The sequence below is a fragment of the Variovorax glucosi genome, assembly GCF_051216695.1.
In the GTDB taxonomy this organism is placed as follows: Bacteria; Pseudomonadota; Gammaproteobacteria; order Burkholderiales; family Burkholderiaceae_C; genus Variovorax.
The window spans coordinates 490990-504362 of record NZ_JBPJZE010000003.1; the positions used below are offsets into that span (position 1 = coordinate 490990).

Here is a 13373-nt window from a genome sequence, read left to right on the forward strand (position 1 = left end):
CCGATCTGTCAGCTCTCCACAAAGTCCGGATGCCGCTTCGTCCTCTCTCCTTTCTCACCGCGCTGCTGCATGCTTACATCGGGCTGCGCCTGCTGCCGGCCATCTACGGCGCGAACCCGGTTGCAGCGGTCGTCCTGTTTCTGGCTCTGGTTTTTTCGGCAGCAACGATTCCGCTGCCGTTCATCGGGATGCAGTCGGGTCGGAAATCGACGCGCCGGCCAGTGTCTGCGGCATGGCAATGGGCCGGTCTGCTCGCCATGGGCTGGTTTTCTTCGATGATCGTGCTGACTCTGGGGCGCGACGCGGGTCTGCTGCTGACCTGGGCGGCGCAGGCTGCGGTCGAACTGGCGATCAACTGGCCGCGGCTGCACTTATGGAGCGCGACGGCCGTACCGCTGCTTGCGACGACGACTTCGGTCATCGGCTTCTTCAACGCCCGCCGCACCGCGCCGGTGAAGCGCGTCGACGTGCCGATCAGGGGCCTGCCCGCCGCCTTCCATGGCTTCACCATCGCGCAGCTGAGCGATCTGCACGTCGGCCCGACGATCCGGCGCGGCTACATCCAGCGCATCGTCGACCGGGTCAACAGGCTGGAGGCCGACGCGATCGCCATCACCGGCGACCTGGTCGACGGCACGGTCGCGGCACTCCAGCAGCACATCGCGCCGCTGGCCGGATTGCGGGCGCGCCACGGAACCTTCGTCGTCACCGGCAACCACGAGTACTACGCCGGCGCGCATGCCTGGATCGACGAACTCCGCCGGCTCGGGCTGCGGGTGCTGATGAACGAGCATGTGCTTCTCGGTGCCAGCGGATCGGGTGCGGCACAGACCGACGAGGAAATGGACAACGCCACACTCGTGCTGGCCGGCGTCACCGACTTCCACGCGGCGCATTTCGACGCCGCGCATGCCAGCAGTCCGGAGGCAGCACTGGCCGGCGCGCCTTCGGGCGCGGCGACGCGCGTGCTGCTGGCGCATCAGCCGCGCAGCGCACCGGCTGCGGCTGCGGCGGGTTTCCAGCTGCAGCTTTCGGGCCACACGCATGGCGGCCAGTTCTTTCCGTGGAACCTGTTCGTGCCGCTGCAACAGCCCTTCACTGCCGGACTGCATGCGCTGGGCGACATGTGGGTCTATACGAGTCGCGGCACCGGTTACTGGGGCCCGCCGAAGCGCTTCGGTGCGCCGTCGGAAATCACGCTGGTGCGGCTGGTGGTGGCCGGTCAGGCCCGATAGGCGGTCAGGCGGCGCGCATTGGCCGTCGCCTTGGCATGAATCGGCTTCAGCCCGCGCTGCACGACACGCGCACCGACGCTCGAAAGCTGCGTCACGGTTGCGGTCGCGCGGGCATTGGCCTGCAGCCATTCGTGGCTGTTGGCAGCGGCCTGGGCCGGCGTGGTGCTGGTGACCAGGCCGATCAACGCGGTCGCGCTGCCGAGCCAGTGGCGCATGGTGCGCTGGAAAAGCGCCTGGCTGGAAAGCTGAAGCTGGCTGGCGATGGCGGCGCCGGACTGGTTGGCGGCAGTCAGCTTTTCTTCACCCATCAACCTGAATTCCTCCGTGTCGACGGCACTTGGCACCAGGCCGGCCAGAACCATGCGTTCGGTGCGCATCTGGATCACGGTGCCTGACGACAGCAGCATTTCCTGCGTCTTCAGGGCGACATCCGTCCACAACAGGAACGGGTTGAAGTAGCGCGAAGAAAATCGGTCGTACGTGGTTGGCATGGTGGTCGATCGAAATCCGATCTGGAGTGATGCGTATCACTATAGGCCTGCAACGCAAAAATTGCTGCAGTGCAACATGCCTAATTTCAAAGCCCGGCCCTTCAGGCCGCGGCGTGGACCAGGCTGCTGGCCAGCGCGAGGTCGCGCAGCCAGGCGTCATAGGCTTCTTCGTGCTGCGCCGGGTCTGCACGCAGCAGCGCCGACGGATGCAGCGTGACCAGCACCTGCCGTCCGTGCGCATCGGTGTACCACTGGCCGCGCTCCTTCATGACGGCAACCGGTCGTCCCAGCAGCGCGCGAGCGGCGGTGGCACCCAGCGCGACCAGCGCCTGGGGCCGCACCTGTGCTTTTTCGCTTTCCAGCCAGTGAAGGCACGCCGCGACTTCCTGCTGAGCGGGCGTCTTGTGGATGCGCCGCTTGCCGCGAAGCTCGAACTTGAAGTGCTTGACCGCGTTCGTGACGTAAAGCGCCTCGCGCGGCCAGCCCAGATCCGCGATGGCACGGTCGAACAGCTGACCGGCCGGGCCGACGAACGGCCGGCCGCGCAAATCCTCCTGATCGCCCGGCTGCTCGCCGACAACCATCAGCGCCGCACGCAGCGGACCTTCGCCGAAGACGGACTGCGTCGCATGCGCACCGATCGGGCATTCGCGGCAGCGCTGGGTGGCTTCCCTGAGCTGGGCAAGCGCCTCCGCCGGGTCGTCGGACAGCTGCGTCTGTTCCGGAATGAGCGAAAGCGATGCCGGCGAAGCCAGGCTGTCCACGATTTCGATCCGACGCGCGGGTACCGTCGGCGGTGCCTCGATCATCCGGCCGCTGCGTGCCATCGCATCGATCGTGAGCGGCGTGATGAGTTCGGCTTCGGGCAGATTGCGCCAGTACCGACGCGGCATTTCCTTCTGCATCATCGCCAGCTTCAGACGCGCCGGATTGAAGATGTTCTGGTAATAGGTGAGCCAGAGCGCCTCGCCCGCATCGGCCGGCGGCGCATCCTGCCGTCGCGCGCCGGGTCCGAACCCGAGTGCACCTTCGGCCGCGCCGGACCCACCCGCCGTTGCCGCGGGTTCCCAGCGCAACGAACGCTCGGGCGTCAGGATCACCCAGCGCATCTGGGTGAAGCGGCGGACGAAAAACGGAGCCACTGCCTCGACGATGTGATGCACCGGCTCGAACCACGCCACATGGACCGGCTCCGGATTCCCGGCTTCTACGATGCTTCGGAAACGCACGAAGGCTTTCATCTTGTGCATGTCGCGCCGCACTGCCTGCGCCATGTGTTGCGCATGCACGCGATCGGCGTCGAGCGGGTCGTTGCGCAAGCCACGTTCGTGCACCAGTCGCCAGAGCAACCGGTAGAGAAGGCCGAACCGGGAAGGGTCTTCGTGCAGGACGACGGTTTCGCACAACCTCACGAAAGCCGGCGGGACGACCGATGCGGACGCACCCACATGCGAGCCGGATCGGGTGGAGGGTGAAAACGCCGCCGCCGACGCCGACACATCGAAGGGCGGCTCGTCGGCCGCGAACAGGTCGCCCGCCGCGCTGGCCCGCGTATGCCACACGACATCCTCCGGCGGTATCTGCTTTGCTAGCAGCGTGCGAGCCTCATGGCGGAAGCCGGACCAATCGGTATCGCCGTCGAGCGTGACAGTTTGCGTCGCCATATCGATCAATGTCTGGTCGGCGACTTGTGCGCTCTGTAGGCGCTCAGGCGGAAAACAGAGAGGCCTGAACCGGTTGCGGCTTTAGATAAGCGGCGAGGTCGGTCGAATCGAGGGCCCGGCCGGGCTTGTGATCGATGGTCAGCACGAAGGGCATCACCTTCTTCAGCGGGACGTGCAACCGGGAGAGGTCGTCGCTGCGCAGCTTGCGCACCCTCCGCGCCACCAGCAGGCGTTCGACCGCCTTCACGCCGAGCCCCGGTACGCGCAGCATCATCTCGCGCGGCGCGGCGTTGAGGTCGACAGGAAAGCGGTCGCGATGCGCGAGCGCCCAGGCCAGCTTCGGATCGACATCGAGCGACAGCATGCCGCTGCCCGGCGCGTCGGGTTGGCCGGCGATGCTGGGAGGAACGATTTCGTCGTGGGCAAAACCGTAGAAGCGCATCAGCCAGTCGGCCTGGTAGAGCCGGTGCTCGCGGATCATGGGCGGCGCCGACAGCGGCAGCGACGACGACGCATCCGGGATCGGACTGAAGGCCGAGTAGTAGACGCGTCGCAGCCGGTAGGCGCCGTAGAGATTGGCGCTGGCCGAGAGGATGGTGCGGTCGTCGGTCGCGTCGGCGCCGACGATCATCTGCGTGCTCTGGCCGGCCGGAGCAAACTTCGGCGCCTTGGCGCGCTTCGGTTTCGACTGCGGCATCGACATCACCGATACCGTCGATGCATCGCGCGCCTCGCCCTTGGCATCGTCGATGTGCACCCGCAGCCGCGCCATGGAACGGCGGATGGCGGCGCCGTCCTTCTCCGGTGCCAGCGACTCCAGGCTTTCCACCGTAGGCAGTTCGACGTTGATGCTGAGGCGGTCGGCATAGCGGCCGGCTTTCTGCAGCAACTCGGGCGATGCATCGGGAATGGTCTTCAGGTGGATATAACCGCGGAAGTCATGGTCGACGCGCAGCACCCGGGCCACTTCGACCACCTGCTCCATCGTGTAATCGGGACTCTGGATGATCCCGCTGGACAGGAACAGGCCCTCGATGCAGTTGCGACGATAGAAATCGAGCGTGAGCTGCACCACTTCTTCGACCGTGAAGCGTGCCCGCGGCACGTTGCTCGTGACGCGGTTGACGCAATACAGGCAGTCGTACTGACAGAAGTTGGTCAGCAGGATCTTGAGCAGCGAGATGCATCGGCCGTCGGGTGCATAGCTGTGGCAGATGCCGGAGCCTTCGGTCGAACCGATGCCGCGTCCACCGACCGAGCTGCGCTTGCTGGTGCCGCTCGACGCGCAGGATGCGTCGTATTTGGCGGCGTCGGCGAGGATGGCGAGTTTGCGTTGTATGAGCACTGTACGAATATACAGTCAGTCCGCAGACCCTGCTGCCGCCAGTCTCTTTGCACTGGCTTCCATGGCGAGATAGAGCACCCCGGCCACGAGCAATGGCACCCAGTAATACACCGCCCGGTAGAGCAGCACGCCGGCGATCAGCGCCGGCTGCGACATCTGCGCCGAAAGCAGGGCGATGAAAAGCGCTTCCAGGACGCCGAGACCGGCCGGCACGCGCGACAGCAGTCCGGCGACCGCGCCGATCAGCAACACCCCCAGGACCAGCGGATAGGCCACCTTGCCCTGCATCAGCACATACATCGTCGCGCCCATCAGCGCCCAGTTGAGGCTCGAGATGAACAGCTGAACCAGCGCCACACGGAATGCCGGCAGTGCAATCTCGTGACCCTTGACCGTCCACTCGCGGCGCTTCGAGAACGCGCAAAGCGCCACATAAGCCAGCGAAATCGCGACCAGAACGAATCCCACGGCATGAAGCGCCCCGATGCCGACATGCCAGTCGTCCGGCAGCTTCAGCGGCCACCAGATGAAGGCCAGCCCGGCGAGCAGGAAGTAGCCGAGCCAGTTCGTCAGCATGCTGGCGCCGACGATGCGCGCCACGTCGGCACCGTCGAGACCCAGCCGCGTGTAGAGCCTCACGCGCATCGCCACCGCACCGACGACGGTGCCGAGATTCAGGTTGAAGGCGTAGCTCACGAAGGCGATCGCCATCACCGTGGGCGCCGGCAGCCTGTGGCCGGTGTAGTGCCGGCCGATGAGGTCGAAGGTGCTGTAGACCACATGGCTCGCGGCGCCGAGCGCAGCCGCGATCAGCAGCGTGCGAATCGGATAGGCGCGCACGGCGGTGAATACTTCGGCCCACTCGATCGCGCGGGCGTTGATCACCAGCAACGTGATGACGAACACCGCAAAACCGACGATGGCGATGCGTTTGGCCCAGGGCCACCACGGCTTTTGCCGAAGCCGGGACCACACCGAGCCCGGCGCGGTCGCGTTCATGCGACGTCCGTCTGCGTGGCGCCGCCGGCGCGGGGCTCGGGCGTGTGCAGCGGCTTCAGTTTCGGCGTGTGCCGCGGCAGCCAGCCGACCATGGATGGCCACCAGCGCAGCAGATGGAAGATGAAGAAGCTGCGCACCAGCCGCCAGCCGCTCCAGCCGGTGAGCTGGTCGGTCGTGATCTGCTTGCAGGCGTTCTGCATCAGGTCGTCCATCCGCCCGTAAAGCACTTCGTTGAAGGCCCTGTCGCGCACGATCACGTTGGATTCCAGATTGAGCGACAGGCTCAGCGGATCGAGATTGCTGGAGCCGACGGTGCTCCACTGATCGTCCATCAGCGCGACCTTGCCGTGCAGCGGCCGCTCGCAGTATTCGTAGATGCGCACGCCCGCATGCAGCAGGTGGTGGTACAGCATCGTGGCTGCCGTCTTGACGATCGGCATGTCGGGCTCGCCCTGCAGGATGAGTCGCACGTCGACACCGCGCATCGCGGCTCGGCGCATTTCCTTGATGAGACGGTAGCCGGGAAAGAAGTACGCGTTGGCGATCACCACGCGATGTCGGGCCGACCGGATCGCCAGTCGGTACTCGCGCTCGATGTCGTTGGTGTGGCGCCGGTTGTCGCGGGTGACGAAGCGGATGTCGGCCTCTCCGGTATGCGGGTGCTGCTCGGTGTGATTGGCTTCCCTGAGACGCCGCCGAAACCAGCCCGGGCTCTTCCCGCCGACCGCGATCGCTCGCAGCACGAAGCGGTGTATGTCCGGCACGATCGGCCCGGTCAGTTCGACCGCGTAATCCTGTTTGCCCTGCGGACCGAAGTCCATCAGGTGGTCGGCGGAGTAGTTGATGCCGCCGACGAAAGCACGCTCGCCGTCGACGACGACGATCTTGCGGTGCATGCGGCGGAAGATGTTCAGCCGCGTGCCGAAGAAGCGCTGCCCGGGGTCGAACACCCGCACCCGCACGCCGGCCGACGTGAGCCCGCCGATGAATTCAGGCGAGAGGTCGGGAGAGCCGAAGCCGTCGATCATCAGGTCGACCTTCACGCCTCGCAGTGCCGCCTCCCGCATCGCCGCATGCAGGCCCTTGCCGACCTTGTCCTCGAAAAGAATGAAGGTCTCGATGACGACTTCGCGCTTCGCCGCCCGTATGGCCTCGAACACGCGCGGAAAGAACTCTTCGCCGTTTTCGAGCAGTTCGATCGTGTTGCCCGGGATCCAGCGGTTCACAGCTGGATCTCCGCGACCAGCGGGGCGTGATCCGAAAGATGCGACCACGGCCGGCGCGGCAGCACGACCGGCGAATGCACGCCGGCATTGCGCACATAGATGCGGTCCAGCGACAGGATGGGGAACCGCGCCGGAAAGGTCTTGGCCGCAGAGCCGTTGGCCTGCACGAACACTTCCTGCAGCGACGCGCCTTTTTCGAGGATGTCGTGCGCGCGACCTCGCCAGTCGTTGAAGTCGCCTGCGACGACCAGCGGCGCATCGGCCGGAACCTCATCGCGAACGATGTGGCAGAGAAGCTCGAGCTGCTGCTGGCGATGCGATTCGGCAAGGCCCAGATGCGCGCAGATCACGTGCACTTCGGCAACCCGGCCGGGAACACGCAGGGCGCAATGCAGCAGGCCGCGTTTTTCCGGTCCGGCGATGGACACGTCGTGGTTGGTGTAATTGACGATCGGAAACTTCGACAGCACAGCGTTGCCGTGATGACCCTTCGGATAGACCGCGTTACGACCGTAGGCGAATTGCGGCCACATGGTGTCGGCAAGGAATTCGTAATGAGGGGCTTCCGGCCAGTTGCTGTGCTTGCGCGCATGGCGGTCGTGCGTACCCTGGACTTCCTGGAGAAAGACGACGTCGGCGCCCACCGTGCGGACGGCCTCCCGCAGCTCGGGCAGGATGAACCTGCGATTCAGCGCGGTGAAACCCTTGTGCGTGTTCACCGTCATCACCTTGAGCGACGTCACGGCGGCGGGCGTGGACGGCTCGGCCGAGGAAGAAGAAGTCGAAGGAGAAGTACGAGTGGAAGACATGGTGAAGTTTGTAGAGCCCACTCCTTTTACACGCTGTAGGACGCGCCAGCTACTTCGGCTGCGGCGCCTTCACGTCCTACATATTTGCGTGCCGCCGCCTCACAGGCCTAACACCGGAACACCGTTAATGTCCATCTCAGAGTCTTCGAAAAGACTCGTTGAGAGAAACCTGTTTTTAGAAGCCAATCATTATTCGATCTCCGGATCACACCTCGAAGGAAGACACCATGAAACACAATCTGATCGCTACCGTTTTCGTTGCAGGCCTTCTGGCCGCAGGCGCAGCTTCCGCCCAGACCACCCCGGGCACCGCCAACATCAATGCACAGACCGGTGTGTCCGACCGTGCACAGACGCAGCGTCCGAGCGGCACGATGCCAGCCGACCGCGCCGATGTGAAGGCCGGCGCAAAGGCCAACGCCAACAATCTGACGAACACCGACATTCCCAAGGGCCAGGCATCGACCCGTACCAACGGTCAGATCAACGCCGCACCAAAGGTCAACAGCGGCACGACCCGCGCCGAAGTGCGCAACGAAGCCAAGATGGCAAAGCCGAAGGACGGCCAGGTGTTCGTGCCAGCCAAGTAAGTTTTCGTTTTCTCAAGGAAGCCTTCGGGCTTCCAAGACAACAAACCCGCAACGCCATCGCGCTGCGGGTTTTTTTACGTCTTCAGCCGACCAAGGCATCAGCCTTTGGGAGCCGGGCCGTGCTCACCGTGACCGCGCGGTCCATGTTCGCCTCGCGGCTCGAAGCGCATCGACTCGGCATCGAATGTCTTCTGCTGTTCGGGCTTCAGTGTGGCGTAGAACGCGCGGGTCGCATCGGCGCGCCTGGATGCCATGGCCGCGCGTTCGGCCTGACGCGCCTGCATGCGGTCCAGGCGCTGTGGCGTGGTGAGCTTCTCGAACTCGGCGCGCATCGCTGCGCGGTCGGGACGCTGTGCCATCGGCGGCGGCTGGATCGATGTCATGAACGTCGACCATGCGCCTTGCTGGGATGCATCGAGCTTCAACTTGGCCTTGAGATCGTTCAGGTGCCTGGCGCGGCGCTCCTGCATACGCTCCATGCCTTTGCCATCGTGCGGCCGGGTCATCTTGTCGGCAGGATCGTTGCCGGCACGATGCTGCGCGGCAGCAGCAATTGCGGCCGGCGAATTCGTCGGTACCGAAGCCGGCGGCGGGGTTTGCGCAGCGGCTGCGAAAGTCGCCGATGCCAGAAGGCCGGCCCAGAGAATGCGTTGACGTGAAGAAATCATGGTTGCTTCCTTTCGAGGTTGGGAAACCAAGTCTGCGATCGCCATGTATCGGCGGCCCGGCGCAGAGGTAAGCGCACCGTATGCGTGCGTAAAGACGGCGTTAACGTCCGCCTGCGCTACCCGGACGCTGCGGCCGAAAGCGCCTCGGAAACGGTTGCCGAGTCCGTCGGCCGCACCAGCCGCGACACCTCCACTCCATCGCGAAGAAACACCAGCGTCGGCCAGAGCTTCACGCGGTACGTGCGTCCGAGCGGCCGCCCGCTGCCGTCTTCCACCTTGATGTGCGCCACGTCGCCACGACCGGCCAAAGCCTGGTCGACGAGCGGCCGAGCAGCCTGGCAATGGCCGCACCAGTTGGTGCCGAAATCGAGCACGGCGAGTCCGCGCAGCGCATCGATATCGGCGCGGGTCTGGGATTCGGGGGTGTATGGATTCGTCATGCGCCCATGCTGCCACGACGTGGCCGGGATCAGTCGAGTGCGGCCAATTCCCAGGCAACGTTCTGCCATGCGATGCCGAAGCCGTGCGTGCCGTCGGCCGGCGCGCGGTCGCCGCGGCGCAGTGCGTCCACAGCCCATTGCGCACCTGCGCTCACGCTGTCGATCACCGGCACCGGCACCAGCGATGCAATATCCGCGGCCATGCCGGCCAAACCAGCGCCGCCGAGGATCACCGCCTGCACCTTGAAGCGCTCCATCGCCTGGCAGCAGGCTTCCGCCAGAAGCACGCGGGCGCCAGCCGGATCGGCGGCCAGCTGCGCGCCGGACGGAGCGACGGTGTGGATGCCCGCCAGCGTCTGCGTGTGTCCCAGCGCAGCCGCGAGCCGCGACAACATCGGCCGCCAGCGCTCGCCGCCGGTGACGATCGCAAATCGGCCATGCCATGCCGCTTCCGAAAAAGCCGCTTCCGCCAGACCGTTGACAGGCACGCCCGCACCTTCGCGCATCGCGAACACGCCCGGGTCGCCGAAGCAGGCCACCAGGACCGCATCGGGCCGGTTGGCCGGCTCCGACACCGTCGCGGCCCAGGCGTCGAGCACGGCATGACTGGCGACCGCGTAACCCGCTTCGGACGAAATGTACGGCGCCCCGAAACGCGCGGTCACGGCATGCACGTCGAGCGCCGGGCCCGCGACGGTCTGGATATGGCGCTGGAGCATCGCCGTGATCGGCGCCGAAGTGTTGGGGTTGATGACGAGCAGCCGTGGCATCCGGGTTTCCTGTCGGGGCGAAGAATCAGCGTCGCTGGACGGCACGCCGGCGCAGCAGAGCCACGGCGCCGAGCGCGACGCCCATCACGACCAGCGAGACGATCGTCGTGACCGTGCCCAGCGCATAGATCGACGGCGTGGTGACGGTCGACGTCAGCGCCTGCAGTTCGAGCGGCAGCGTGTTGGAGTCGCCGATCGCCTGCGAAGTGCGCGCGATCTCATCCCAACTGAGCGTGAAGCCGAACATGCCGATGCCGACGATCGACGGGCCGATCAGCGGCAGCACGACATGGCGGAAGGTCTGCCACGGCGTGGCGCCGAGGTCGCGCGCGGCTTCCTCGTAGGCCGGGTTGAAGCGGTTGAAGACGGCGAACATGATCAGCAGGCCGAACGGCAGCGTCCAGGTCAGGTGCGCGCCGAGCGCGGAGGTGAGCAGGCCGAGCGAGGTGCCGTAGTTTTCCAGCAGGTCGGTCGCGCCGAGTGCGGTGAGACCGTCCTTGATGCCGGTATCGAGCAGCCGGAACTGCAGCCCGATCCCGAGCGACACGATGATCGACGGCATGATCAGGCTGGCCACGGTGACGAAGAAAAGCGTGTTGCCGCCCGCGAGCTTCTTGCGGAACGCCAGCCCGGCGAGCACCGACAGGACCACCGTGAAAAGCATCACGACCGCGCCCAGCATCAGCGACCGACCGAAAGCCGCGCCGATGTCGACGGTGCCCAGTCCCGCCGCAAGCTGGCGGAACCAGTGCAGCGACACGCCGCGCAGCGGAAAGGTCAGCCCGCCTTCCGGCCCCTGGAAGCTGAGCACGAAGATCGTGACCATCGGGCCGTAGAGGAACAGCACGAAGAGCCCGAAGACGATCGCCAGAGGCCAGAAGCCCGCTGCACGTTTTTCGCCGAAACGTTGGCTCATCTCACAGCTCCTTGCGGATGTCGACGAGCCGCGTGAGGCCCCAGATGATCATCAGCACCACGGCCAGCAGGATCATCGCATTGGCCGCTGCCAGCGGGAACTGCAGATAGGACGTCTGCACCTGGATGATCTTCCCGATGGAGGCGATCTGCTGGCCGCCCATCACGCCGATGGTGACGAAGTCGCCCATGACGATGGTGATGACGAAGATCGAGCCGATCAGGATGCCGGTGCGCGAAAGCGGGACGATCACGTTCCACAGCGTCTGCCAGCCGGTGGCGCCGGCGTCGCTGGCGGCTTCGAGCAGCGAGCGGTCGATGCGCATCATCGAATTGAAGATCGGCACGATCATGAACATCGTGTAGAGGTGCACGAAGGCGAGCACCACTGAAAAATTCGAGAACAGCAGCCACTCGACCGGCTGATCGACCACGCCCATCGACATCAGCCCCTGGTTGACCAGCCCGTTGCGCCCGAGCAGCGGCACCCACGAGATCATGCGGATCACGTTCGAGGTCCAGAACGGCACGGTGCAGAGCACGAACAATACCGTCTGCATGGTGGCCGAGCGCACGTGGAACGCCAGGAAATACGCGACCGAGAAGCCGATCAGCAGCGTGATGCCCCAGACCAGCAGGCAGAACTTGAGCGTGCTGATGTAGGTGCTCAGCGTGACGCAGAAATCGCCGTTGTCGGTGAGCCGCGAGCAGCCTTCGAACAGGCTCAGGTAGTTGCGCAGCGTGACTGCGGGAATCAGCTCGTATTCGTTGAAGTTCCAGAGGCTGACCATGGCGATCAGCGCCAGCGGAATCAGGAAGAACAGGAGAAACACGAGCGCAAAAGGCAACGCCTGCCACCAGGCCTTGACGGTGTGCGTCGGGGCTGTGGCGGCGTGGGCGGATGCGACTGGAGTGCTCATTTCTCAGGTCAGGCCGCGACGAACTCGTTCCATTTCCGGACCATGTACTCGTTCTCGTCCATCACCGCGTTCCAGCAGGCGATCCCGCCCATGCGCTGTTCGTAGCTGCCGCCGTCGCGCACCGAACCCGTCTTCGCCAGCACGTCGCCGGTGGGGCTCTTGATGTCCTGCGAAGCGGGCTTGCCTTCCATCCAGTAGGCCCATTCGTAGGCCTCCATCTTGGACTTGGCCGTGTCGAGCACGGCGCTGTAGTAGCCCTGGCGATTCAGGTACGCACCAGCCCATCCGTCGAGGAACCAGTTGATGAACTCATAGGCGCCGTCGAGCTTCCGGCCCGACAGCGTCGCCGGCAGGCCAAAGCCGGCAGCCCAGGCGCGATAGCCTTCCTTGAGCGGCTGAAAGGTGCAGGCGATGCCTTTGGTGCGAACGGCGGTCACGGCCGGGCTCCACATCGACTGGATCACGACTTCGCCCGACGCCATCAGATTGACCGACTCGTTGAAGTCTTTCCACAGCGCGCGGAACTGACCGGCCTTCTTGGCTTCGATCAGGGTCTTGATCGTCAGGTCGATTTCGGCCTTGGTCATGTTGCCCTTGTCGGCGTACTTGTGGATGCCCTTGGCTTCCACCACCATCGCCGCGTCCATGATGCCGATCGACGGAATGTTCAGGATCGCGGTCTTGCCCTTGAACTCCGGGTTCAGCAACTCGGCCCACGATTCGATCGGACGCTTGATCAGGTCGGGACGGATGCCCAGCGTGTCGGCGTTGTAGACGGTCGGGATCAGCGACATGAACTGCGTCGGCATGGCCGAGAACACCTTCGACTTCTCGCCTTCGAGGTAGATCACCTTCTTCGGCGCCGTGCCCTGGTCGCCGACCTTCTTGCCGCCGACTTCGCCCTTGGTGAAGAGCGTGGTGATCTTGTCGGCGTTCTTGATCTTCTTGGTGTCGATGCCCTTCAGGTTGCCGGTCGGCACGATCTTCTTGAGCGAGAAGTACTCGGTGTCGATCAGGTCGAAGCTGTTGGGCGCGGTCACGGCGCGCTTGGTCACGTCGTCGGTAGTCACGGCCACGTACTGGATCGTGATGCCGGTGTCGGCCTTGAACTTCTCGGCGATGGCCTTGTCCTGGTTCACCGCCGTGCCGAGGTAGCGCAGCGTGATCTTTTCCTGCGCATGCACGAAAGGCGCAATGCCGGAAGCCAGAATGCCGGCGGTCCCCTGGAGCAGGGTGCGGCGCTGCAGGCCTCCGAGCGGGCCGGCGACGTTGGACTTGATCGGGTCGGATTCGGACATGTT

Annotated in this window: 14 protein-coding genes; 2 read left to right on the plus strand and 12 right to left on the minus strand. The window is 65.1% G+C overall.

Annotation, left to right across the window (positions count from 1 at the left end; genetic code table 11):
• Positions 1-29 precede the first annotated feature (29 nt).
• Positions 30-1235: a metallophosphoesterase gene (locus tag ACSFA3_RS17000; protein WP_435506656.1), complete on the plus strand. Its 1206-nt coding sequence runs from the start codon at positions 30-32 to the stop codon at positions 1233-1235.
• Here the strand turns inward: ACSFA3_RS17000 and ACSFA3_RS17005 are convergent.
• The 6 genes from ACSFA3_RS17005 to ACSFA3_RS17030 all read right to left on the minus strand — a co-directional run bounded on the left by ACSFA3_RS17005 (position 1223) and on the right by ACSFA3_RS17030 (position 7769).
• A complete protein-coding gene (locus tag ACSFA3_RS17005) occupies positions 1223-1726 on the minus strand; it encodes a polyhydroxyalkanoate granule-associated phasin (protein WP_435506657.1) in 504 nt (167 codons plus the stop codon). The two genes, ACSFA3_RS17000 and ACSFA3_RS17005, sit on opposite strands and share 13 nt — an antisense overlap.
• A gap of 101 nt (positions 1727-1827) precedes the next feature.
• Positions 1828-3390, minus strand: coding sequence for a UdgX family uracil-DNA binding protein (locus ACSFA3_RS17010; protein ID WP_435506658.1), 1563 nt, complete (start codon positions 3388-3390; stop codon positions 1828-1830).
• Between the two features lie 43 nt (positions 3391-3433).
• The gene (locus ACSFA3_RS17015) at positions 3434-4735 is read right to left on the minus strand and encodes a putative DNA modification/repair radical SAM protein (protein ID WP_435506659.1); all 1302 of its coding nucleotides are present in this window, start codon (positions 4733-4735) and stop codon (positions 3434-3436) included.
• Positions 4736-4750: 15 nt separating this feature from the next.
• Positions 4751-5734 carry a lysylphosphatidylglycerol synthase domain-containing protein gene (locus tag ACSFA3_RS17020; protein WP_435506660.1) on the minus strand — a complete coding sequence of 328 codons (984 nt, stop codon included), beginning with the start codon at positions 5732-5734 and terminating at the stop codon, positions 4751-4753.
• Positions 5731-6960 carry a cardiolipin synthase ClsB gene (clsB, locus tag ACSFA3_RS17025; protein WP_435506661.1) on the minus strand — a complete coding sequence of 410 codons (1230 nt, stop codon included), beginning with the start codon at positions 6958-6960 and terminating at the stop codon, positions 5731-5733. Before clsB ends, ACSFA3_RS17020 begins: the two co-directional genes overlap by 4 nt.
• Positions 6957-7769 carry an endonuclease/exonuclease/phosphatase family protein gene (locus ACSFA3_RS17030; RefSeq protein ID WP_435506662.1) on the minus strand — a complete coding sequence of 271 codons (813 nt, stop codon included), beginning with the start codon at positions 7767-7769 and terminating at the stop codon, positions 6957-6959. The genes clsB and ACSFA3_RS17030 overlap by 4 nt, the downstream gene beginning before the upstream one ends.
• Positions 7770-7996: 227 nt before the next feature.
• Between ACSFA3_RS17030 and ACSFA3_RS17035 the strand changes: the two genes are divergently transcribed.
• Positions 7997-8359, plus strand: coding sequence for a serine/threonine protein kinase (locus ACSFA3_RS17035; protein WP_435506663.1), 363 nt, complete (start codon positions 7997-7999; stop codon positions 8357-8359).
• Positions 8360-8457: 98 nt separating this feature from the next.
• On the opposite strand, the gene ACSFA3_RS17040 is transcribed toward ACSFA3_RS17035, so the two are convergent.
• The 6 genes from ACSFA3_RS17040 to ACSFA3_RS17065 all read right to left on the minus strand — a co-directional run bounded on the left by ACSFA3_RS17040 (position 8458) and on the right by ACSFA3_RS17065 (position 13370).
• The gene (locus ACSFA3_RS17040; protein WP_435506664.1) at positions 8458-9027 is read right to left on the minus strand and encodes a Spy/CpxP family protein refolding chaperone; all 570 of its coding nucleotides are present in this window, start codon (positions 9025-9027) and stop codon (positions 8458-8460) included.
• A 116-nt stretch (positions 9028-9143) separates the two neighbouring features.
• Positions 9144-9467 (minus strand): thioredoxin family protein, encoded by a 324-nt coding sequence (locus ACSFA3_RS17045; RefSeq protein ID WP_435506665.1) that lies wholly within the window; start codon positions 9465-9467, stop codon positions 9144-9146.
• A gap of 29 nt (positions 9468-9496) precedes the next feature.
• On the minus strand, positions 9497-10237 hold the full coding sequence (locus ACSFA3_RS17050; protein WP_435506666.1) for an aspartate/glutamate racemase family protein: 741 nt from the start codon (positions 10235-10237) through the stop codon (positions 9497-9499).
• A 25-nt stretch (positions 10238-10262) separates the two neighbouring features.
• Positions 10263-11153, minus strand: coding sequence for an ABC transporter permease (locus ACSFA3_RS17055; protein ID WP_435506667.1), 891 nt, complete (start codon positions 11151-11153; stop codon positions 10263-10265).
• 1 nt (position 11154) lies between these two features.
• Entirely contained in the window at positions 11155-12072 is a 918-nt protein-coding gene (locus ACSFA3_RS17060) for an ABC transporter permease (protein WP_435506668.1), read from the minus strand.
• Positions 12073-12080: 8 nt separating this feature from the next.
• Positions 12081-13370 carry an ABC transporter substrate-binding protein gene (locus ACSFA3_RS17065; RefSeq protein ID WP_435506669.1) on the minus strand — a complete coding sequence of 430 codons (1290 nt, stop codon included), beginning with the start codon at positions 13368-13370 and terminating at the stop codon, positions 12081-12083.
• Positions 13371-13373: the final 3 nt, after the last annotated feature.

Excerpts from the sequence above, each read along its gene's own strand:
- ACSFA3_RS17030 (WP_435506662.1), bottom strand. The coding sequence starts at position 7,769 with ATGTCTTCCACTCGTACTTCTCCTTCGACTTCTTCTTCCTCGGCCGAG.
- ACSFA3_RS17000 (WP_435506656.1), top strand. The coding sequence starts at position 30 with ATGCCGCTTCGTCCTCTCTCCTTTCTCACCGCGCTGCTGCATGCTTAC.
- ACSFA3_RS17040 (WP_435506664.1), bottom strand. The coding sequence starts at position 9,027 with ATGATTTCTTCACGTCAACGCATTCTCTGGGCCGGCCTTCTGGCATCG.
- ACSFA3_RS17035 (WP_435506663.1), top strand. The coding sequence starts at position 7,997 with ATGAAACACAATCTGATCGCTACCGTTTTCGTTGCAGGCCTTCTGGCC.
- ACSFA3_RS17005 (WP_435506657.1), bottom strand. The coding sequence starts at position 1,726 with ATGCCAACCACGTACGACCGATTTTCTTCGCGCTACTTCAACCCGTTC.
- ACSFA3_RS17010 (WP_435506658.1), bottom strand. The coding sequence starts at position 3,390 with ATGGCGACGCAAACTGTCACGCTCGACGGCGATACCGATTGGTCCGGC.
- ACSFA3_RS17055 (WP_435506667.1), bottom strand. The coding sequence starts at position 11,153 with ATGAGCCAACGTTTCGGCGAAAAACGTGCAGCGGGCTTCTGGCCTCTG.
- ACSFA3_RS17020 (WP_435506660.1), bottom strand. The coding sequence starts at position 5,734 with ATGAACGCGACCGCGCCGGGCTCGGTGTGGTCCCGGCTTCGGCAAAAG.
- ACSFA3_RS17050 (WP_435506666.1), bottom strand. The coding sequence starts at position 10,237 with ATGCCACGGCTGCTCGTCATCAACCCCAACACTTCGGCGCCGATCACG.
- ACSFA3_RS17045 (WP_435506665.1), bottom strand. The coding sequence starts at position 9,467 with ATGACGAATCCATACACCCCCGAATCCCAGACCCGCGCCGATATCGAT.
- ACSFA3_RS17060 (WP_435506668.1), bottom strand. The coding sequence starts at position 12,072 with ATGAGCACTCCAGTCGCATCCGCCCACGCCGCCACAGCCCCGACGCAC.
- ACSFA3_RS17065 (WP_435506669.1), bottom strand. The coding sequence starts at position 13,370 with ATGTCCGAATCCGACCCGATCAAGTCCAACGTCGCCGGCCCGCTCGGA.